Below are 21778 nucleotides of genomic sequence, written 5' to 3'. Positions count from 1 at the left end.
TCCCATGCACGTCACGCTCTCCCTCGATCCTCCGGCGACCACCCGCACCATCGAGCTCCGCCTCGTGAGCGCGCTCGGCCGCGCGACGCGCGCCGAGGTCGACGTCTCCGCGCCCGAGCCGCTCGACGGCGAGGCCCTCCTCGGGACGCCCGCGCGGATCGAGATCACCGGCGACGACGGCGCGATCGCTGTGCACCACGGCGTCGTCGCGGGCCTCACCGCGGTCGCCACCGCCGACCCGGGCGCGCAGCGGCTCACCACGATCGACCTCCGCTCGGCCATCGAGTGGCTCACCTTGCGCAAGGACGCGCGGGTGTTCCGCAGGACGACCGCCGCGGCGATCGTGGAGGAGCTCCTCGCCGGCGCCGGCATCCAGGGCGACGCCTTCGTGAACGAGGCGCAGCCGCCGCCGGAGCGCGAGCACGTCACCCAGTGGAACGAGACAGACGACGTCTTCCTTCGCCGGATCTGCGAGGAAGAGGGCCTCTACTTCCGGTTCGATCCCAGGGAGGGCTTCGACGCGTTCGTCCTCTGCGACAGGTCCGAAGGGGCGCCCGAGGTCCTGCCGGATCCCCTGATGTTCGTCGACGAATCGGGCCTTTACCCCGGGAAGCGCGTGGCCTTCGCCGCCAGGCAGCTCCGCAGGCGCCGCCCCGGCAAGGTGGCCCTGCGCGATCACGACCCGGCGAAGCCCGCCGTGAAGCTGGAGGCGAAGGCCGAGGGCGGCCTCGATCCGGAGAAGGCGGTGGAGGTCTACCAGGCGCCCGGCCGGTTCCGCACCGAGGACGAGGGGCAGCGCGAGGCGCGGCTGCGGCTCGAGGCGCTGCGGGCCGACGCCGATGTCCTCGAGTTCGACACGACGGCGCTCGAGCTCCGCCCCGGCGTGCAGTTCGAGGCCGACGCCGCGCTCTCGGTGGGCGTCTCGCCGAGCGGCAAGTACTTCGTCGTCGAGACATCGCTCACCTGGAGAGCGGGCGATCCGGAAGGCAGGCTGCACGTGAGGGCGATCCCGCTCGGCGTGCCGTACCGGCTCCCGCGCGTCACCCCTCGCCCGCGCGTCCCGGGCATCCAGAGCGCCACGGTGACAGGCGCGAGCGGCGAGGAGATCCACACCGACGCGGCCGGCTGCGTGCGCGTCGCGTTCCCCTGGGATCGCGGGGGCCCGAAGGACGGGACATCGAGCCTCCCGATCCGCGTGATGCAGGCCAATCTCCCGGGCTCCATGCTCCTCCCGCGCGTGGGCTGGGAGGTGCTTGTCGGCTTCGAGGACGGCGACCCGGATCGGCCCTACGTGCTCGGGCGCTCCTTCAACGGCCGGCAGCTGCCCGCGTTCGGCCTGCCCGCCAACAAGACGATGACCGCGCTCGGCACGGTGAGCTCTCCCGGGGGCGGCAAGGCCAACATGATCTCGCTGGAGGACGCCGCGGGACGGCAGCACATGGTCTGGCACGCCGGCTTCGGCAAGACGACGACCGTCGGCGTCGACATGCAGAACCAGACCGTGGGATTCGAGAACATCCACATCAAGGGCGCGCAATCGTGGCAGATCAGCGGCAATGAGACGCTGTCCCTCGAGAACGCGTGGACGGTCGGCGTCGACCGCCAGACGGCTTCCGTGGGTGGCAATCAGGACATCACGATCAACGCCACCGGCACGACGAAGGTGGGGAGCGAGACCGTCTCGATCGGCGCCAACCTCATCGAGCAGGTGGGCGATCCGATCAGCGGGCTCAAGGGCTTCGCCGAGGCGGCGGTGCTGGCCGGGGTCGGGCAGATCCCCGGGGTCGGCGCCGCCCTCACGAAGGGCTATTCGTGGGGCAAGGCGCTCGGCCAGGGGTACCAGCGAGGCGGGCTCAGCGGCCTCGCGACGGCCGCGGCGCGGACGGGCCTCGGGGAGGTCGCCGGCCGGATCCCCGGCGGCGACGCCATCGTCGCGGCGGCGGACAGCGCCGGGCTCACGCCGTGGTCCGAGCAGGCCCAGCAACGCGCGGCCGAGCAGCAGGGCGGCGGCGGCGCGGCGGGCCCCGGCGGCGCCGGCGCGGGCGCGGCCGCCGCCGCGCCGGGGCACCGCAAGCTTGTCGTGAACGGCGCGGTGACCGAGGTGATCGGCGCGATCCACGGCATCCAGACGCCGGGGGCGCTCAAGTGGACGACGCTCGGCGCGTCGAGCTTCGCGATCGGGGGCAGCCACACGACGTCCGCGGTCCGCATCTCGCGCCTCACGATGGCCGCCTCGTCGGACACCGCGGCGGCGACCTCCCTGCGGGCGACCGCCGGGCTCGGGCGCAACGTCAAGGCCGCCCACACCCTCAAGGCGGGCGGCGCCATCCGGCTCGACGCGGGCGCCGAGTTCGCTGTGAAGGCCAGCGGCGCGCTGTCGATCCAGGCGGGCGGTCCCCTCACCCTCGACGGCGGGACCGTGGTGTTCGACGTCGGCGACGGCGCGTCCACGGTCTCGGTGCACGGCGGCGGCCTCACCCTCGAGTCCGCGACGATCACCATCAACGGCAAGACCCAGCACACAGGCAAGGAGAGCGCCGGCTGATGGCCCTCGGCGTCGCGGAGATCTCCCTTGTCTCGCCGCTCGGGCTGAGCCCGAGCGAGCATGTCTTCTTCCACCGGGCGGAGGTCAGCCCGCACGCGGGCGGCGCGTTCACGACGCGCGACGGCGAGGCCCTCCCCGTCCACCACTGCCCGTGGATCGCCCCCTCGCGCCCGTGGTCGTCGCGCATCCGCCTGCTCGCGAAGCAGGCGCTGGCGCGCGCGGCGCCCGGGTCGAGGAGCACGCCGATCCTCCTCGTCGCGCCCCCGGAGGCGCTCGAGGGCGAGGCGGACGTCGCGCGGTTCCTGACGCTCGCGGGCCACACCGTCGTGAGCCGGCGCTCGGGGGCGGCGGCGTACGTGCCGGCGCTGCAGGAGGCGCGCGAGCTGCTCCGGAGGGAGCCGGAGGTGGTGGTGCTCGCCGTCGACTCGCAGATCCGGCGGCAGGACCTCGAGCTGTGGCTGGAGCAGCGCTATTCCGCCTTCACGCGCAATCCCCTGCCCCCCTCGGAGGGCGCGGCCGCGGTGCGGCTCGTCGGGGGCGCGGGTCAGGGCGCGCCGCTCGCGGGCAAGGTGCACGCGTACGCCGCGGCGGAGAGCGACGCGCGGGACGACAACGATCTACCCACCGACGGCGCCGCGCTCACGCGCGTGTTCGCGGCGCTCCGGCTCCGCCCGGCGGTGCCGCTGGTGGTCGGGCCGCTCGACGTGGATCCGCTCCGGATCCGCGACTTCCATCTCGCCTCCGTGCGGCACAATGCGCGGCTGGAGCGCGCCGAGATGCCGAGCTTCGAGGGGCAGATCGGCCTCTTCGGGAGCGCCGCGGGCCTGATGTCGGCGGTGTTCGCGCTGGCCTGGCTGCGGCACGGGCTCCCCCTCCCCGGGCCGGCCGGCGCCGGGCAGGTCGGCGGCCGCGTGGCGCTCGCCTGGGCGCGGTCGGGCGACGGGACCGTGGGCGCCGCGCTCGTGGGGGACGAGCGGTCATGACCGTCCGGAAGGCCTCTGCCGGGCTCCAGCGGGGGATCCCCGCCGCGCCCCTCGCCGGGCGGGATCCGCCGCCTGCGGAGCGGGATCTGGGCGCGCTCGACTGGCAGGGAGAGGTCCGCCTCGACGCCGGGCGGGCGGCGGGGCTGTCCGCGGCGCTGTGGCAGCAGCACGTGCGGACCGGCCTCCTGGAGCGGGCGGTCGCGCTGGGGGCCGATCACCGGGCCGGCCCGCACCTCGAGCGGCCCGAGGTCGCGCGCCGCCTCCTCACGCACATCGACGCGCTCGCCGAGGCCGGCCTGACGCCCGCGGAGCTCGCCGCGTTCGCGGGCGAGGCGGACCTCGAGCACCCCGGCGCGGCGTGGGCGCTGGCGGTCCTCTTCGGCTGCCTTGAAGCGGCGGGCGTGGAGGACGCGTTCGAGGGGTGGCTCGCGTCGCTCGACGGCTCGGCGTTCCCCACGTACGGGGGCGTGCTCGAGATCGCGGAGGCGATCGCGACCCAGCCGAGCGCGGATCTGCGCGAGCGCGCGCGGCGCTGGGCGGCGCGCGTGGAGCAGCCGGTCCTCGCGGGGATCGCGCTGGAGGCGACGCCGCCCGGCGAGCTCCCGGGCGAGGCGCTCGCCGCGCTGGCGCGGGTGCGGAGCCCCCTCGTCCAGGCGGCGGTCGAGCGGTACCTCGCGCGCACGCCGCCCGACGCCGCTCACCCGGCGCCGGGGCGCGCTTCGTGGATCGACGTGGCGGGCCCTGCCTTCGCCTACGAGGTGGCGCGCGCGCGGATGCTGCTGCGAGACCTCGAGCCGCTCGACCGGGTGCGGAGGATGGATCCTCGCGCCCTGGCCGCGCTCGGACCGCACGCGCTCGACGTGATCGCGCTCGCGGGCGACGCGGGCGATGGCGAGCTCGCGCGCGACCTCGCGGCGGGGTTGCCCTCGACCCCGGGCTCGCTCGACGCGATGGGGCGGATCGGGCTGCCGTCCTTGTTTCCGCGCCTCCTCGCCGAGCTGGGGAGCGACGAGCTCGACGAGGACGCGCACGGCGCGCTCGTGACGGCCCTGGGCGACCGCGTCGCGGCGCCCACCGTGGCGGCGTGGGAGGCGGCGATCGCGGCGCTCCCCGCGGCCGCCGAGCCGGCGCGCCTCCGGGGGGGCGAGCCTCATTCCCCGCGATCGGTGCTCGCGGAGATGCGGCGCCCGGATCTGTGGGCCGGGGCCGTGCGCGTGCGCGCCGACGAGCTGCTCGCGCGGGCCGGCCGACCGGCGCGGGTGGCGTGGGATGCGTTCGGGGCGACGCTGGAAGGAGCGTTGTCGGATCTGGCTCGCCTCGCGCGCTGAGGGCTTATGTCGAACCAGGAGACGGTCATCTCGTTGGAGTCGTATGCTGCCGTGGTGGCCGGGCTCGGGGCCGGGCTCGACCTGTGGCGAGCCCTCGAGCACGCCGGCGTGCCTGCAGCCGAGTGGGAGCGGGCGTCGGAGCACTGGCAGGCCGGGATCGACGAGAGCGCCGCCTCGGATCTCGAGCTGCTCGTGGCGTTCGACACCGCCCTGCTGACCGCGAAGCGGCGGTTCGATCCGACGTTCGAGCCCATCGCGTCGGACGTGCGCGCGTGGGCCCATTTTCGCCGGCACTTCGTGACCGCGGCGGAGCCTGTCGCGTTCCTTTCGCGCCACGAGCTCCCGCTCGCGACGTACGCGAGCCTCGAGGCGAGCTGGGCGAACCGGGTCCTGGCGGACGAGGCGCTCGCCGCGACGCTCCGGAGCCACATGGAGGGGCCGCTCGAGGAATGTCCGACCCTGACGCGGACGCCGTCGCCGCTGCTCGCCGCGGCGGCGGTGGAGGCGCCGGCGGCCGGGGCGGCGGCGGTCGGGGTGCCGGCGGCCGGGGTGCCGCCGGTCGGGGCGCCGGCGGTCGGGGTGCCGCCGGTCGGGGGACCGCCGGTCGGGGTGCCGGCGGCCGGGGTGCCGCCGGTCGGGGTGCGGCCCGCGATGGTGCCGGCCCAGGTCGCAAGCCCGATCGTGGAGCCGCCTCCGCCTCCGTCGATGCCCGAGGAGCGCGCCCAGCCCGCGAGGGCTCGCAAGGGCGCGACCACGGCGATGGCGGCCGTCCCGTTCACGGACGGCCTGCCGTTCCAGAACCCCGCCCCGCGGGGCCAGGCGCCGGCGGAGGAGTCACCGCCGCCCATCCCGCTCGAGCGGTATGCGGTGATGCTCGCCGACCACACGCTCTTCGGCATGACGGAGGCGCAGCTCTGCGAGAAGCACCGGCTGACGGCCGCGCAGCGGGCGCAGGCGTTCCAGTACTGGCAGGGTCGCATCAACGCCGATCCCGCGCTCCAGGGTCGCGTGAAGGCCGTGGTGACGCGCTATCAGGCGGCCCGCACCAAGGCGGGCGAGCGCGCTCCGGCCAGCTCGGCCACGCCATCGCCGGCGAGCGCGCAGGCGAAGGCGCCTCCGGCCGCGGTGCCGCGCGTCGACTTCGGCAGCACCGTCGATCCGAGAGACGTCGTGATGTCGCCTATCTTGCCGTTCGTCGCCGGTTCCTCGCCCGCGTCGAGGCCGACAGGCGGTCCCAGGGCGAGCGTCGATCTCGGGGCGACCGTCGCTCCGGCAGCGGCTGGCGCGCGCCCGGGCGGCAAGAGCGCGGACCCGCTGCCGTTCGTGAACCCCGCGCCTCCGTCGGCGCCGTCGCGCCCGGCTCCGCCCACCGGCGCCCCCGCGGCGGCCGCCAAGGCCGCGGACGGAGCCGCCGCCGGCGGGCCGGTCCAGTTCTCGCTCGAGCAGTACGCGTCGCTCACGGTCGACCTCGCGCTCGAGCCCGAGCGCGCCCCGGAGACGCTGCGCCGCTACGGCCTCACCCCGGCACAGAGGACGCTGGTCGACGCCACCTGGACGGCGAGGCTCGCCCAGACCCCCGCCGAGCGCAGCGCGTTCGAGGCGGCCTGCAGCTCGTACCGCGCGTGGCGCCTCCGGAGCACGAGCAGGCCGTGAGCCTGCCACCAGGGGGCCAGCACGCCCGGCATGCGCGGGAGAGATGTGCCAGCCAGCCTCCATCTGTGCCAAGGGAGGGGGGTCGAGCACTGGCTCAACCGCAATGCATTGCGACACACCGGGGTCCGGACCCCTCCGAAACGCTCCATCGAGCGTCTTTCCGGCGGAATTCGTGCCAAAAAACGTCCGATTTTGCGCAAATTTGTGCCAATTGCCCCTTCGAAGCGCATGATTTTGTGCCAGATGGGGGGTCCGGACCCCTCCGGATCGCAATCCAGAGCGCTCGCGCGGGCTCGAGACCCCTTCCGGACCGTGTGCGCGAGCACGGCCTGCTCCAGGTCCTGGTGCTCGGTGCTGCGGTGCTTCACCGAGGCGCCCGCGAGCCGCTCGACGAGGGCCTTCACGGCCTCACCGCGCTCGCGGGAGTTGGTCTGGATCTCCAGGCGCCCCTGGTCGACGCGCAGGAAGGCGCGGGAGACCGTCTCCTGGCGCTGCGCGCCCTTGCCCACCCACGACCAGACCTGCGCCTCGCCGGCGCGGGTGATATCGCGCGCGCGGTCGAGCGCCGCCACGAGCTTGCCTTCGTCGATCACGTCGAAGTGGAGAATCACGAAGATCTCGTGTGGAGCTCACGACGCATTCCGATCAGCCAGCCAACTTACCCACGACAGAGCCGGCATTCTGCTGCTCCGAAAGCGGTACCTTCCTCCGAAATATTGGCAATTTGTTGGCTCTGTCAGCAATGCATGGGTGGATGGAGGATGGCTCGTTGCGCTCCCCTGCCCGGCTCGCGTGAGATCGGTCCTCGTGCACAGCAGGGCTCCACTTCGGACCTCGCTTGTGCGATGAGTCGGCGCGCAGATGAGAACTGGATTACGCGATGCCGGACCGGGATGGGCGCACGCGAAGCGGGCCCTCGAGGTCGCCTTCTCGAGCTCCGGGAGGCCTCACCGAGCTCCGCGAGGCGGAGCGGTGGGCCCTCGATCATCTGCCGGAGGAAGCGCCCGCGACGCTCATCCATGGGGATCTCCTGGGGCAGAACATCCTCCTTCACTGGGAGCAGCCGTTCGCCGTCATCGACTGGGAGTACGCGAGGCAATTACCTCTCCATCAATTTGCTCGTCGTGCTCACGGGAGCACGGCACCCAATTGACGCGCGGGGATACCCGTGATGCGGCGAAGACCTGCGAGGGCGCGGTTCAAGATCCAGCGGAGATGCGCGATGGCTACACGAAGCTCGCGAACGAAGAGGTCCGACACGCCGGAGCGCGTGGCAGGCACATCGCGCAGGACGGCGCGGCCGACACGACCGGAGATCGACGAGGCACGGCTCAGGGGGCTCGTCGAGGAGGCGATCGTCGACGCCTACGGAGAGTCCGAGCAGCGGGTCGGATTCTTCACCATGATGGAGGACCACCTCGACGTCCCCTTCGAGACGGAGGTGCTCGGTGTTCCAGTTCAGGTCACCGGCATCGACTTCGATGACGCCGAGGAGATCGTGGCCACCTGCAAGCACGGTGCGCGCATGCAGCGCATCCCGGTCCTGGATCTACCGCTGCCGAAGTCCCCGCCCAAGGGCTTCGAGTGGATCGAGGCCTATCGCTTTTTCCGGCGAGGCGACGGGTGAAGGAGCGGGCGGAGATCTCATCAAGGCAAGCTCGATGGCCCCGTCGGGCGGCTATGCATCGCGAGGGGGCGCCCCCGTCGCCAGCGCCCACGCCCGCGCAGGTTCGCCTGCCATGGCGAGGATGTGCCTGGCCAGCGCGAGGTCCGGCGGCTCCCCGGGCGTCAGCCGCCAGGCTCCGATCCCGAACCGCTCACGGAACTCGGCCGCGAACCAAGGCTGACATTCCGGATCGACCGCTGGGGCGAGGAGCAGCCCACCTCGGCACGCGCCGCCGAACGTCTCCCACCGCAGCGCGTCGCGGTAGATGTGGAGCGACACGAAGGCGTCCGCGAGCGCCTCCCGACGTACCCGGTACTTGGCGTCCAGACAGATCCAGGAACGCGGGCCGTCGGGCCGCTCGAACGAGATCACGATATCGGGTCGACGCTCACCCGAGACGCTGTATCGATCCGAGGTCCCCCGGGCGAGGTATCCGGGAAACGTCATGTTGTACCGGATGTCGACCCGCGCCCCATCCTCCGCGCGCCTCGCGGTGAACGCCGCCCCCGCCCCGAAGCCGGCGAGAAGCTCGCTCGCCGGTGCCTGCCGCCAGGTCCACGTCCACCCGTCGAGGGCCTCGGCGAGCGCCCGCTGGACGGCGAGCAGCGCCCACAGCTCGTAGAGCTCGAAGCTCGGGCGCACCGGGGCCTCGCCGCCGTCCAGCGACTCGCGCAGGCGGAACCGCGGCGAGAGGAAAGGCCGAGCCAGCGCGTGGGCTCGGGCGTAGACAGGGTCGTCCTGCACCGCAAGGAGCGCGGCCTCGGTGGCGGGCGTGGGCGTCAACGACCCGAGGAACGTCCGGCGCAACGTGGCCGACAGCTCGTCCACCGCGCCAGCCGCCGCGCGCGCTCGCGCGCGGCACCATTGCGCCGTGTCCGGCTGCAGCCGTGGATTCCCGGCGGCGCGGCCGAGCGCGCCGCCCAGGTCCCCGAGCACGCGAGCGACCCGTCCGACGAGCCAGGCGATATAGCGGTTCACCGGGTGGTCGATGGTCTCGTGCGTCGTGTCCTGCGGCACGTACGGGTCCAGCTGGCCGGCGCGAGCGGCCAACCAGGGGTCCACCGCACACGCAGCCGCCGGGTGCCGCGCGAGCCAGTGGAGCGTCTCCCGATCCGCTCGCCGCACGGCGCGCAGCGGCACATCCTCGCGCGTCGTCGTCGCGAGCTCCCGCGGCGCGGCGGCGATGGCACGAACGGCACGGACAAGCGCCGGCACCAGCGGCAACAGGGCTGCGGCGAGGACCGTGGCCGTGGTGCCCTCCGTCTGCACGGTGCCGACACCGCCGCCTTCGAGGCCTATGGCCAGGCCCGGCGACCACGCCTCGAGGTCCGCGAGCAGCGCCAGCCACGCGCCCTCGGAGAGCTTCTCTCTGCGCGGCGCCACCTCGACGGCGACCACCGTCTCCTGCGCGCCGTGCGCCACCCTCAGCGACGCCGAGCCGACCCACTGGCCCACGTCGAGCGTGAACGACCCGCGCTCCTCGCTCCAGGGCAACTCCCGCGGCCCGAGCCACGCCCGCGGGGCGCCGGCGCCCGTGGGAGCATCGACGTGGTAGGTCCTTGCCTCTTCCAGATGCAGGACGCCGTCGACGACGCGCTCGTCCGCGCCGGCCGCGTCGCGGACCTGGAGGCTCATGCCCAGAACCGGGTCACGCCGGTGCGCTTCAGCAGCTCCATCATGCTCCCGAGCTTCACCTCGCTCACAGCGAGGCTGCGGCGCTTGCAGATCCCCATGAGGGCCTCGAGCGCGCCCTTGAACGCCGGCGTATCCTCGCCGCGCAGGCGCGGCAGCACCTTCGAGAACACGGCCTGATCGAGGAACGCCGCCGGCGCCGCGCCGCCCAGCTCCGAAGCGGCGTGCATGAACGCGAGGACCTCGCCGGCCGTGCGGTAACCGAAGTGCCGCCGGACCTCGCGCATGGCGCCGTGCAGCTCGCACAGCGCCTCCTCCACATCCAGCAGCCGCTTGCCGGGCGCCTTGGCCGCGGCGCGGTCGAAGAAGCTCTTGAGATCCACGTCCCAGAACTCGAGCGTGAAGGCCCGGTCCAGCACCTTGTCGCTGAACGGGTGGGTCGTCTCGTCCATGTTGACGGTGCCCGCGATGTGGAGGTTCGCCGGCCAGCGCACGCGCGGGGGAACGTCGTTGACATCGACGCCATTGGCGTGGAGCACGAGATCCTTGCCCGTCTCCATGGCCGAGAGGAACGGCGCGAAGTAGCGCTCGACGCGGGCCAGGTTCATCTCGTCGAGGATGAGAAAGTAGGGCCGACCCGGGTCGGCGGCAGCGCGCAGGACGAGCCGGAGCGCTGGCTCGGCCTGGAACGTGGGGTCGGCGTGCAGGGCGTTGAAGTAGCCGAGCAGCCCGGAGGGATCCCGCCAGTCGGGCGAGACGGGCACGATCTCCCGGTGCTCGGAGACGGAGATCCCCATCAGCTCGCAGACGGCGCGCGAGTAGCAGAGCGTGACGGCTGTCTTGCCGGTGCCCGAGAGCCCGGACAGGAGCACGAACCGCTTGCGTGGGTTGCAGCGCCAGGCGGCGTGAAGGGTGGCGAGCTGGCGGTCCTCGAAGACGAAGTCGGCGATCTCCGGATCGGCCTTGAAGCGCGCGAGGATGGCGTCGAAGGCCGGATACGGGATCGCGGGCAGCGCGACGACGGGCGTCCGCGGATCGATACCGGGGCTCGCCTCGGGCGGAGGCTTCGGCAGATTCTTGGGGAGCCTGGCGACCCACGCCTTGCCGTACTGCGTGAGGAAGAGTCCGCCGTGCTCGTCGCGCTGGAGCAAGCCGAGGTAGCTGCTCCAGTTCCGGAGATCGCTGGGAACGCGCGCGGTGGTCCAGTTGGGATAGAGCGCCTGCAGAGCGCCGACCACGGCCTCATCGGTCGACCCTGGGTGCTCATCGAGGTGCCGGAGGAGCTGGGCGAAGCCGAAGACGCGCTCGAAGAAGCGTTCGATAAGGATGTCCAGCTGCTCGCTGCCCAGCAGTTCGTCGCCGTCCTTCGTGGCGTAGAGCAGACCGCCGCGCTCCTCGATGAACCCGAGGCCTTTGGCCCGGATGATGAGCTGGCGCAACAATGGCGTGGGGACATTGTCGAAGCTGCCGCTCGCCTGCAGCACGCCCACGAGGTCGTCTTGCGAGAGCCCTGGAAGCACCGCCTGCACCACGGCGCGGTATGCACCGGCGAAGTTGCGCACCGCGAGATAGCCCACGTACTGCTTCGCGAATGGCCAGACCACGAGGGAAGGCAGCTTGTCGTCGGGTGGGCGCATCGCTCCGCTGTCGACGGCCACATTGCCTTTCCAGGGCGGCATCTGCCCGGCCGCCAGCCGCTCGTAGTTCTCATGGATCCACCAGCAGAAGGTCGAGCGTCGCACGTGCTCGGCCAGGTTCTTCTCTTCGCCGAGAACGGCCCGGAGCCGCGCGCGCATCTGCACCTGGGCCACGAGCTGGGGGTCACTCGCGTCGCCGAGGAGTAGCTTTGCGGCGTGCCGGACGGCGTCGTAGCTGAGCACGCACGTCAGCTCCGCGGGCAGCAGCGCGCCGACCAGCCGCTGGAGCTTGGCGTACGGCCTGGGTTTGACGTCGCGCGCCACGGCCATGCCGAGGATGCGCTCGTATTCGTCCTGGATTGCAGCCGCTCGGGCGGCGACGTCGGACGGCCAGGCGCGCCCGCGGAGGCCGACGATGGCGTCCACGAACCCGGGATCGGCGAGGAGCGCGTCGACGTTGATGGCATCGCCGTAGCCGGCGGGGGTGATCGCGCGGGCGTTCCAGAGCTTCCTCTGCGCGGCCTCGGTGCGCAGCTCGGGCTCGGGAGTGCCGTGCGCCCAGGAGAGGAAATCGAGGTAGTCCTTTTGCCACTTCGCCCAGCTGGGTTGGGCGAAGCCCTTCCAGAGGGCTGTGAGCTGTTCATCGGTCAACATATCGACTCCCTCGGCAATATCAAGTGCCGTCCACTACGACCTACCGGTGCCGACCCGACGGTGGCACCTCGCTGCCATCGACGCTCGGCTGCCCGACAGACTCGCGCACTTGGGCCGCTCGCCCTACACCGTGGTTCTCAATCGCTTCGCGGTCCGAGCTCACCGCGGCTGGACTGCCGCACAGTCTTTCACATAGTCCGGCGTCGCGGAAGCCCTCGTCGGCGAGACCATGGTCTCTTCGTGCGACCCAGAATTCACGAGCTGAGCAGTGCCCACGGGACCACGCGGGCAGGTAGCTCGATCGCCCGATTCATCGTGCATCACATCGCGCGCTCTCCTGATATGCTCTCGCCCCTTGAGGCCGTCGCCCGCGCTCGGGCACCGCCGGAGACAGGAATGGCCGCGAGAAAATCGCACAAAGCTCTCGAGAGCGTCGCTACGTTTCAGCCCTTCGGTCCCGCCCCGGACCCGCTGGCGCCCACCGTGCCCTCGGTCCTCGCCGTCATCTCCGCCGGGCGGCTCCTCGACCTCTGTCGCTTGCTCGGCTGCGAGGTGCGCGACATCGCCGGCAACAAGGACCGCCTCGCCTCCAGGCTCTCCGAGCACCTGGGCGGGCGGCTCCCTACCCTGCTCCGTGAGCTCGGGCGCGACGAGCTCCGCGCCGTCTGCCGCCGGCACGGCCTCGACCCGTCCGCCCGGGCGCGCGGCGACCTCCAGGCGCTCGTGCTCGAGGCCGCCGGGTTCGATCCGCGCGCGGCGACGCTACGGCCGCCCGCCGCCAGCGCGGACAGCCTGCCGGCCAAGGGCCAGATCGTGCACGCCCGGCACCGCCAGTGGCTCGTCGACGACGTGGCCCTGGGCACGGGCGACGAGTCGCCGCTCGTCCGCCTCGTCTGCCTCGACGACGACGATCCCGGACGCCAGCTCGACGTGCTCTGGAACCTCGAGCTCGGCGCGCGCGTCGTCGAGCCGGAGACCCACGGCCTGGGCGACGCCTCGCGGCTCGACCCCCCCGCGCACTTCGGCGCCTACCTGCACGCCCTCAAGTGGAGCGCGGTGAGCGCCGCGGACGCCACCCGCTTCCAGTCCCCCTTCCGGGCGGGCATCAAGCTGATGGCCCACCAGCTCACGCCGCTCATGAAGGCGCTCGAGCTGCCGCGCGCCAACCTGTTCATCGCCGACGACGTCGGCCTCGGCAAGACCATCGAGGCGGGCCTCGTGCTCCAGGAGCTGCTCCTGCGCCAGCAGGCGAGCTTCGTCCTCGTCGTGTGCCCCGCCTCGGTCTGCCTCCAGTGGCAGGGCGAGATGCAGCGCCGCTTCGGCCTGCGCTTCGAGGTCATGACCCGGCAGTTCGTCGCCTACCGGCGGCAGGAACACGGGTTCGGGATCAACCCCTGGAGCACCCACAACCGCTTCATCGTCTCGCACGCGCTCCTGCGCCGGAGCGAGTACCGCGAGCCGCTCCTTCACCACCTCGGCGAACGGGCGCGCAAGGGCCTGCTCATCCTCGACGAGGCCCACGTCGCCGCGCCGGCCTCCGCCAGCAAGTACGCGACCGACACGGACATCACGCGGACGATCCGCGACCTCGCGCCCCGCTTCGACAACCGCATGTTCCTCAGCGCCACGCCGCACAACGGCCACTCGAACAGCTTCAGCGCGTTGCTCGAGATCCTCGACCCAGTGCGCTTCACGCGCGGCGTCCCGGTCGAGGGAAAGAAGGATCTCGAACCGGTCATGGTGCGCCGGCTCAAGCGCGATCTTCGTCAGCTCGGCGTCGAGCGCTTCCCCCGCCGCCTCCTCGTGCAGCTCGCCCTCTCGAACCGCGGTGGAACCTGGCGCCTCGAGCGAACGGGCTACGACGCCGAGACCGGCGAGGAGAGCAAGATGGTGGCGAGCGAGATCGGCCAGGGGCAGCCGATCGAGCTCACGCTCGGCGAGAAACTCCAGCGCTACATGGAGCTCTGCGCGCCGGAGTCCGGGCAGGGGCGGCTCCCGTTCATCCACATGCAGCAGCGGCTCCTCTCGAGCCCCGAGGCGTTCGCGCGCACGCTCGAGGTCCACGCGCAGGGCCTCGCGAAGAAGGGCGGCCCGGTCGCCGCGCCGCAGCAGCAAAAGCTCTCCCTCAAGGCGCCGGCGGCCAGGGGCTCGGCCGCGACCGACGTCGAGGCCGACCCGGAGACGCACGGCCTCTCCGACGACGCGCTCGCCGAGGAGAGCGACGCGGCCGTCCGTCGCGCCAGCGCGGCGCTCCCGAGCCCGACGGACGAGGCCCGCGCGCTCCTCGCCGAGATGCGCGCGCTCGCCGAGAAGGCCCGCGGGGAGCCCGACGCCAAGTCGCTCGCCCTGCTCGGCTGGATGCGGGAGCACCTGTGCCCGGCCATCGGCCTCGGCGCGGACGCGCGCGCGAGCCGCGCCTGGACGCCGCGCCGGGTCATCCTCTTCACCGAGTACGCCGACACGAAGCGCTACCTCGTCGAGCTCCTCACCGCGGCGGTCGCGCACACCGACGAGGGCGACCAGCGGATCATGCAGTTCCACGGCGGCATGGGCGACGACGCCCGCGACGAGGTGCAGCGGGCGTTCAACAGCGCGCCCGACGAGCACCCGGTGCGCATCCTCGTCGCGACCGACGCCGCGCGCGAGGGCGTCAACCTGCAGGCGCACTGCGCCGATCTCTTCCACATCGACATCCCCTGGAACCCGGCCCGCATGGAGCAGCGCAACGGCCGCATCGACCGCACGCTCCAGCCGGCCCCGGAGGTCCGCTGCCACTACTTCGTCTACCCGCAGCGCAGCGAGGACCAGGTGCTCGAGACCGTCGTGCGCAAGATCGCCACGGTGCAGCGCGAGCTCGGCTCCCTCGGGGCGGTGCTGCTCGGCCAGATCGAGGCGGCGCTCGCGAACGGCATCACGCACAAGGCGCGCGCCAGCGTGGAGAAGGTCGGCTCCGACACGAAGACCGCCACGGTCGACGCCGAGCTCGAGGCGCGGCGCACCGATCTGGAGGTCGTGCGCGCCGAGGTCGAGCGCGCCGGCCGGCGCCTGGAGAGCTCCCGGCGCACGCTCGAGGTCGAGCCCGAGTCGCTGCGGGGCGTCGTCGAGATCGGGCTGCGGCTCGCGGGCGCGTCATCGCTGAAGGACGCGGGCAAGACGAGCGACGGCCGCCCGACGTACGCGCTGCCGGCGCTCGACCGCTCCTGGGAGGCGACGCTCGACACGCTGAGGCCGCCCCGCGCGCGCACCGAGGACTTCTGGGAGTGGCGCCAGAAGCCGCCGCGGCCGGTGACCTTCCACCCGCTGGCGAGCCTCTCCGAGGGGGCCGAGCAGCTCCACCTCGCGCACCCGCTCGTGAAGCGCATCCTCGATCGCTTCCTCGCGCAGGGCTTCGGCGCGCACGACCTCACCCGGGTGAGCGCCGTCGTCGCGCCGGGCGAGAGCGTCGTGCGCGTCGTCGGCTTCGCCCGCCTCACGCTCTTCGGCATCGGGGCGGCGAGGCTCCACGACCAGCTCGTCCCGGTCGCGGCCGCGTGGTCCGGCGAGGCGAGCGAGATCAAGCCGTACAAGGACCGCGCCACGTCGGTGAACGCGATCACCTCGACCGAGCGGCTCCTGGCGGGCTCGGGCCGCGCGCCCAACGCAACGATCGGAAAGCGCATCCAGCAGAACGCCGACGTGCTCTTCCGGGCCCTCTGGCCGCACCTGGAGGCCGAGGCCGACGCGCTGGCGGTCGAGGCGCGCCAGGGCCTCGCCGAGCGCGCGCGGCGCGAGGCCGACGACCTGCGCGGGCTGCTCGCGCGGCAGCGCCAGGCGATCGACAAGGCGGAGGCGCGCCTGCGCCAGCCGGACCTCTTCAACGTGCAGGACAAGGAGCAGAAGCGCCAGGTGGACCTCGATCTGCGGCACCTCGAGCGGCGGCGCGCGGCGGCCGCGGGCGAGATGGAGTCCGAGCCGGCCGCGATCGAGGCGCTCTACGACGTTCGCATGTCGCGCCTCACGCCGGTGGGGCTCGTCGTCGCATGGCCGGAGTCGATGACATGAAGGATCGCGACGTTCTCTTTCACAAGAAGTGGCTCGGCCTCGCGCAGCCCATCGAGGGCCTCGTCTTCAGCGTGCCCGCGCTCGCCGACGCGCAGATCGCCCCCGAGGAGCGGCCGGAGCTCTCGGCGGCCTTCGAGGCGCAGCTCACGGGCGATCCGCCGCGCATCCGGAGCCTCGAGGCGTTCTTCCGCGACTTCCTCGGCTACGCGTCGCCGGGGATGCTCGTGCCGCGCGCCGAGCTGCCGGCCGAGCTCTCGTTCTATGCCGCCGAGGGCGGGCAGGAGATCCGGCCGAGCTTCGCCCTCGGCCGCGGCCCGTTCACCGCCGACGACCCGTTCGCCGCGTTCGACGAGGCGCCGAGCGCCTCGCAGGACGGGGCGGCGAGCGACGGCGGGTCGCGGGGCTCCTCGGAGCCCGCCGCGCAGGCGGGCGCCTCCGACGCGAAGAAGCCGTGGTCCGCGCTCCTGTGGGACCTCACGGAGACCGGCGCCAGCCTCGACCTCGACGAGCCGGAGGGCGAGACCGGGCCGTGGCGCTACCCGCCGACGGCGAAGCTCGAGCGCCTCCTGCGGCACGCCGGCGTCCCCGTCGGTTTCCTCTTCAACGGCGCGCACCTGCGCCTCGTCTACGCGCCGGCCGGCGAGTCGACGGCGCACCTCACGTTCCGGGTCGAGCACCTGCGCGGCTCGGAGGGCCGCCCGCTCCTCACGGCGCTCGACCTGCTGCTCCACGCGCGGCGGGCGCACAGCGCCTCGCCCGAGCACACGCTCGAGGGGCTGCTCGCCGAGAGCCGGCGCCGGCAGGCCGACGTCACCGAGGAGCTCGCGAAGCAGGTCTTCGAGGCGGTCGAGACGCTCGTCGCCGGCTTCGAGGCCGCGGCCGCGCGCGACTGCGGGCGCGACCAGCTCGACTGGCTGAGGGCGGCGATCGAGGCCGAGGGCGACCACTTCTACCAGGGCGTGCTCTCGGTCGTGCTGCGGCTCGTCTTCCTGCTCTACGCGGAGGACCAGGCGCTGCTGCCGGTGGAGCACCGCACGTACGCCGAGCACCTGAGCCTCGGCGGCCTGTACGCGCGGCTCAGCCACGACGCCGGCGCCCACCCCGAGAGCATGCACCACCGCTTCGGCGCGTACGGGCAGCTCCTGGCGCTCTTCCGGGCCGTCTTCTTCGGCGTGAAGCACGGCACGATCGAGCTCCCGCCGCGGCGAGGCCGCCTGTTCGACCCGAACACGTACCCCTTCCTCGAGGGCGGCTTGCCGGGGTGGACGGCCGCGGGCACCGACCCGGGGGCGCGGGCGCAGGCGCGGCCGCCGAGCATCGACGACGGAACGGTCTACAAGGTGCTGCACCGGCTGATCGTCTTCGGCGGGCAGCGGCTCAGCTACCGCACGCTCGACGTCGAGCAGATCGGCAGCGTGTACGAGTCGCTGATGGGCTACCACGTGCTCCGGCTCGAGAGCCCCGCGGTGCGGCTCGGCAAGCACGGCGTGTGGGTCGAGACCCGGGCCCTGCGAGCGATGAGCCCGACCGACAGGGCGCGCTTTCTCAAGGAGACGTGCGGCCTGAACCCGGGGCCGGTCCAGGCGATCGAGAAGGCGGTGAAGGAGGCGGGCAAGGACGACGGCGCGCTCGCGGAGGCGCTCGCGGGGTATGCCGCCGGCCGCCGCGGCGAGGGGAACCGCCACCGCGCGGGCGCCGGCCGGCTGGTGCTGCAGCCCGGCGAGGAGCGCCGGCGGACGGGGAGCCACTACACGCCGCGCTCGCTCACCGAGAAGGTCGTGCGGCGCACGCTGGAGCCGCTCCTCGCGTGCCTGGGCGAGGCGCGCACGCCGGAGCAGATCCTGCAGCTCAAGATCTGCGACCCGGCCATGGGCTCGGGGGCGTTCCTGGTCGCCGCGTGCCGCGAGCTGGCCGGGGAGATCGTGGCCGCCTGGACGCGGCAGGGCGAGCTGGCGCGCGTCATCGAGCAGCACGGCGATGCGCACCTCCACGCGCGGCGGCTCGTGGCGCAGCAGTGCCTGTATGGCGTCGACAAGAACGCGGCGGCGGTCGAGCTGGCGAAGCTGTCGCTGTGGCTCGTGACGTTGAGCCGGACGCTGCCGTTCACGTTCGTGGATCACGCGCTACGGCACGGGGACAGCCTCGTGGGGCTCGATTTCAAACAGATCGAGGCGTTCCACTGGGCTCCGTCGGGGCAGACGGAGACGGTGCGGGTGCTGCTGCGGGACGCGCTCGACCAGGCGGTGGAGCTGCGCCAGCAGATTCTGGCGCTGGCCGACCACGAAGATCCGGTGTCGCAAGGCGAGAAGCGGCGGCTGTTCGAGTTCTCGCAGCAGGCGATCGAGCGGGTGCGGATCGTGGCGGATGCGTGCGTGGGGGCGTTCTTCGCCGAGACGAAGGACGCCGCGCGGGAGAAGGAGCGGAAGCGAAGGCTCGCGCTGGTGGAGACGTGGCTGGGGCGGGAGAGAGGCGCGCAGGACGAGACGCGTGCCGAGGAGGAGCGGTCGGCGGATTTTGCGGCGGCGGCGGCGGCGAGTGAGGAGTTGGAGGCGCTCGCGAACGAGGCGCGTCAGCAGCTTTCGCCCTTCCACTGGTGGCTCGAGTTCCCGGAGGTGTTCTTCGAGGAGCGGCCGGATCCGCTGCAAAGGGGAACGGTCAACCGGGAAGCGCGGATGGAGGGCGTAGTCGGGAACCCACCATTCCTTGGAGGGAAACGCATCTCGACGGAGCACGGGGACGGCTACCTCGCGTGGCTCGGTGCCTGCTATCCCGGAAGCATGAGCGCGGATCTGTGTGCTTACTTTTTCCGCCGCGCAACAGCACTCCTCGGCGAACACGGAACATACGGACTCGTCGCCACCAACACGATAGCACAGGGCGACACCCGAACAACCGGACTTGCCACCTTGGTACGTAAGGAGTGGACTCTCTACGATGCCACCGACTCAATGCCGTGGCCAGGGCGGGCTGCGGTCACGGTGTCCATCGTCCACGGCGCGCACGGCAATACGGCATCGCACACTCGGCACACGCTTGGAGGGAAGCTCGTGCCGGTCATCAACTCGCGCCTGCGTCCGAAGCCGGAGCGCCCTGAACCGAGTGCGCTCGAGGCCAACTCATCTGCGGCGTACGTAGGAAGCTACGTCCTCGGCATGGGTTTCACGCTCACACCGTCAGAGCGCGAAGCGCTCGTTGCTAAGGACGCGAAGAATGCAGCGCGAATCTTCCCATATCTCGGAGGCGAAGAGCTCAACACCAGTCCAACCCAGGCTTTCGATCGATATGCCATCAACTTCGGACAGATGGACCTCGCCGAGGCCGAGCGGTGGCCGGATCTTGTCGGCATCCTCAGAGAAAAGGTGAAGCCCGAAAGAGAAAGAACAAGAGACACAGCCTCCGCGGCAGCTTACAAGCGACACTGGTGGCGGTTCGCTCGATATAGCACGGAATGCTACTCCGCACTGGCACAGCTCAAAAGCTGCTTGGTCACAGCGCGGGTCAGCAAACATCTACTCATCACCTTCCAGCCAACGAACCGCATCTTCTCAGAGCAGACATACATCTTTCCCTTGGACAAGGCCTCGCCCTTCGCCGTCCTTCAGTCCCGCATCCATGAGCCATGGGCACGCCTGCTCTCGTCATCGATGAAGACTGATTTACGTTACTCCGCCTCCGACTGCTTCGAGACGTTTCCTTTCCCCAAACCTGACCCGCGCACGGTCATCCCCGAGCTCGAATCGATCGGCGAGGGTCTCTACGACACCCGCGCGCGCTTCATGGTCGACGCCAACCAAGGCCTCACGAAGACGTACAACGCGCTGAAGGACCCGACGTGCGACGATTCGCGCATCCTCGACCTGCGCCGCCTCCACGAGGACATGGACCGTGCCGTCCTCGCCGCCTACGGCTGGAGCGACATCGCCGTGCCGCCCTACTGTCCCCTGACGGACAAGGACCGCGAGGCGCTCCAGGCGTTCGAGGACGAGGTCATAGACCGTCTCTACGTGCTGAACGCCGAGCGCGCGCGCGAGGAGCAGCGGCTCGGGCTCGCGGGGAAGAAGAAGGGCCGCGCGGCGAGCGACGACGCCGGTGCGAACGAGGCCGCGCCGCAGGAAGCCGCGGCACCGAAGAAGCCGGGAAAGGGCAAGAAATCCGCGACCGCGCAGCGCAAGCTCTTCTGAGCCGAGCCTGCGCGCGTGCTCCAGCTACGCTCTCCCCTGCTTCGGTGGCCATTGGCCCTTGAGAATGGCCGGCACGCCTTCAGGCCACAAGAGCGCGTCCTCGAGCTTGATCCCGCCTTCCTCCGGATCTTCGTACGCATCCCACCCGCAGGCGGGTGGCTTGATGCCCTCATGCTCCATGAGCGCCCGTGAAATCTCGACGACCTCCTGAGGCAGCTCAGGCGGTGCCCAGGACGCGAAGAGCTCACGCAGCCGCGTCGCAAGCGGCAGGCGGCGTTCGTAGTGCACAGGCTGAAACTGCGGTGCCATATGGTGAGCCCCCCTCGTCACGTACGCAGTATAGACATCCAGCAAGCGCAGGATGTGCTCGCGAGGTGGTACACGGCTAAATGTCCGGTAGACACGCGGGGCAGCAAACGCCGATAGCCAGTAGATAACATTGAAAATATCCGTCGTGTCCTCGATGTCCTCTCTTCCATCGCCGTCCGTAAATGTGAGGGTGTTCCCGTCCTCGAATGTGATTTTCATGGCTCCTCCCTCACCAGTACGTACATTGACGTTTGCCGGGACCCCAGCCGCTTGAAACCAGGATGTAGGCCCCAGCAACAAGGTTACCGTTCTTGAGACAGCCGTAGGCGCACCACGACTTGAAAAGGACGTTCCCGAGCCCCCACGGGCACCAGGGACATTCACCTGTTCCACAGTGTGTCACCATGCAGAATGCCTGCTCGCCGTTGCTCAACGGACATTCGGTCGTCTGAGGGCACCCATACGGCTCATTGAAGCACGCGAAGTCGGGGTACACGCCATCGGTCGCAGCCAGCGTTGTCGCCTCGGGCGTCTCGATCCAGAGGCGCGCCGAGTCCCACCCGGCCGGTGCGTACTGCTGGATCAGCGCGTCGAGCGCCTCCAGGTCGAGCGCCGCAGGATCGACGACCTGCGTCTCCACGAGGCTCGCGACCATCACCGCCGCGTAGGAGGTCGCCATCGTCTTGAGCGCGACCTCTTGGGGGTCGATGCTCATGAGCTCATCGTAGGCCGCCTCCGCCTCGGGCGACATCGTCTCGCTCTCCTGATCGTCCTCCACGTCGTCGTCGTCCGTCTCGCTCTCGCCGTCCTCATCGGGGCGCGCCGGCGGCGGGTGCTCCGCGGATTCGTCCTCGATCTCACCCCCATCGGACGGACGGAGGTGAATCGTGCATGCCGGCACCAGCGCCGCCACCATGCCTCCCGTCAACACAAGCGCCCCCACGGAATGCATCCACGCCTGCATGGTGCCCTCCTTGACGCGGCGCACCGTATCCAGGCTCGCGAGCGGCGTCCATGCGGCCCTCTCAGGGTGTGAACGTAGGGGCCTACCTGACCCGTTCCCTTCCCGAGATCGACCAACCCGTGACCGCGCATGGAGAGCTCTCCTGGGCCGAGCCCGCGCGTGCTTCGCGACGCCGCGCGCATCCT

12 protein-coding genes are annotated in these 21778 nt (G+C 71.6%); 8 read left to right on the top strand and 4 right to left on the bottom strand.

What is annotated here, in order from left to right; translation table 11 throughout:
- The first annotated feature begins 4 nt into the window (after positions 1 to 4).
- The 6 genes from WMF17_RS16755 to WMF17_RS16730 all read left to right on the top strand — a co-directional run bounded on the left by WMF17_RS16755 (position 5) and on the right by WMF17_RS16730 (position 8136).
- Positions 5 to 2545, top strand: coding sequence for a type VI secretion system Vgr family protein (locus WMF17_RS16755; RefSeq protein WP_437650452.1), 2541 nt, complete (start codon positions 5 to 7; stop codon positions 2543 to 2545).
- The gene (locus tag WMF17_RS16750) at positions 2545 to 3528 is read left to right on the top strand and encodes a hypothetical protein (RefSeq protein WP_437650451.1); all 984 of its coding nucleotides are present in this window, start codon (positions 2545 to 2547) and stop codon (positions 3526 to 3528) included. Before WMF17_RS16755 ends, WMF17_RS16750 begins: the two co-directional genes overlap by 1 nt.
- Complete coding sequence (locus WMF17_RS16745) at positions 3525 to 4856, top strand: hypothetical protein (protein ID WP_437650450.1); 1332 nt, start codon at positions 3525 to 3527, stop codon at positions 4854 to 4856. Before WMF17_RS16750 ends, WMF17_RS16745 begins: the two co-directional genes overlap by 4 nt.
- Positions 4857 to 4862: 6 nt before the next feature.
- Positions 4863 to 6509, top strand: a complete 1647-nt coding sequence (locus WMF17_RS16740) for a hypothetical protein (protein ID WP_437650449.1) — start codon at positions 4863 to 4865, stop codon at positions 6507 to 6509.
- Between the two features lie 880 nt (positions 6510 to 7389).
- Complete coding sequence (locus WMF17_RS16735) at positions 7390 to 7662, top strand: phosphotransferase (RefSeq protein ID WP_437650448.1); 273 nt, start codon at positions 7390 to 7392, stop codon at positions 7660 to 7662.
- Positions 7663 to 7731: 69 nt separating this feature from the next.
- Complete coding sequence (locus tag WMF17_RS16730; protein WP_437650447.1) at positions 7732 to 8136, top strand: calcium-binding protein; 405 nt, start codon at positions 7732 to 7734, stop codon at positions 8134 to 8136.
- Positions 8137 to 8187: 51 nt separating this feature from the next.
- On the opposite strand, the gene WMF17_RS16725 is transcribed toward WMF17_RS16730, so the two are convergent.
- Positions 8188 to 9810: a DUF2357 domain-containing protein gene (locus WMF17_RS16725; RefSeq protein WP_437650446.1), complete on the bottom strand. Its 1623-nt coding sequence runs from the start codon at positions 9808 to 9810 to the stop codon at positions 8188 to 8190.
- On the bottom strand, positions 9807 to 12098 hold the full coding sequence (locus tag WMF17_RS16720; RefSeq protein WP_437650445.1) for an McrB family protein: 2292 nt from the start codon (positions 12096 to 12098) through the stop codon (positions 9807 to 9809). The genes WMF17_RS16725 and WMF17_RS16720 overlap by 4 nt, the downstream gene beginning before the upstream one ends.
- A 483-nt stretch (positions 12099 to 12581) precedes the next feature.
- On the opposite strand from WMF17_RS16720, the gene drmD reads away from it, so the two are divergent.
- The gene (gene drmD / locus WMF17_RS16715; protein ID WP_437650444.1) at positions 12582 to 16139 is read left to right on the top strand and encodes a DISARM system SNF2-like helicase DrmD; all 3558 of its coding nucleotides are present in this window, start codon (positions 12582 to 12584) and stop codon (positions 16137 to 16139) included.
- Positions 16136 to 20320 carry a type IIL restriction-modification enzyme MmeI gene (locus WMF17_RS16710; protein WP_437650443.1) on the top strand — a complete coding sequence of 1395 codons (4185 nt, stop codon included), beginning with the start codon at positions 16136 to 16138 and terminating at the stop codon, positions 20318 to 20320. The genes drmD and WMF17_RS16710 overlap by 4 nt, the downstream gene beginning before the upstream one ends.
- 24 nt (positions 20321 to 20344) lie before the next feature.
- On the opposite strand, the gene WMF17_RS16705 is transcribed toward WMF17_RS16710, so the two are convergent.
- Entirely contained in the window at positions 20345 to 20848 is a 504-nt protein-coding gene (locus WMF17_RS16705) for a hypothetical protein (protein ID WP_437650442.1), read from the bottom strand.
- A gap of 10 nt (positions 20849 to 20858) precedes the next feature.
- Positions 20859 to 21593, bottom strand: coding sequence for a hypothetical protein (locus WMF17_RS16700; protein ID WP_437650441.1), 735 nt, complete (start codon positions 21591 to 21593; stop codon positions 20859 to 20861).
- Positions 21594 to 21778 lie beyond the last annotated feature (185 nt).

This window comes from Sorangium sp. So ce362 (assembly GCF_051519845.1).
Classification (GTDB): domain Bacteria; phylum Myxococcota_A; class Polyangia; order Polyangiales; family Polyangiaceae; genus Sorangium.
The sequence above is the reverse complement of the archived record's forward strand: the minus strand, read 5'-3'. Positions and strand labels throughout refer to the sequence as shown.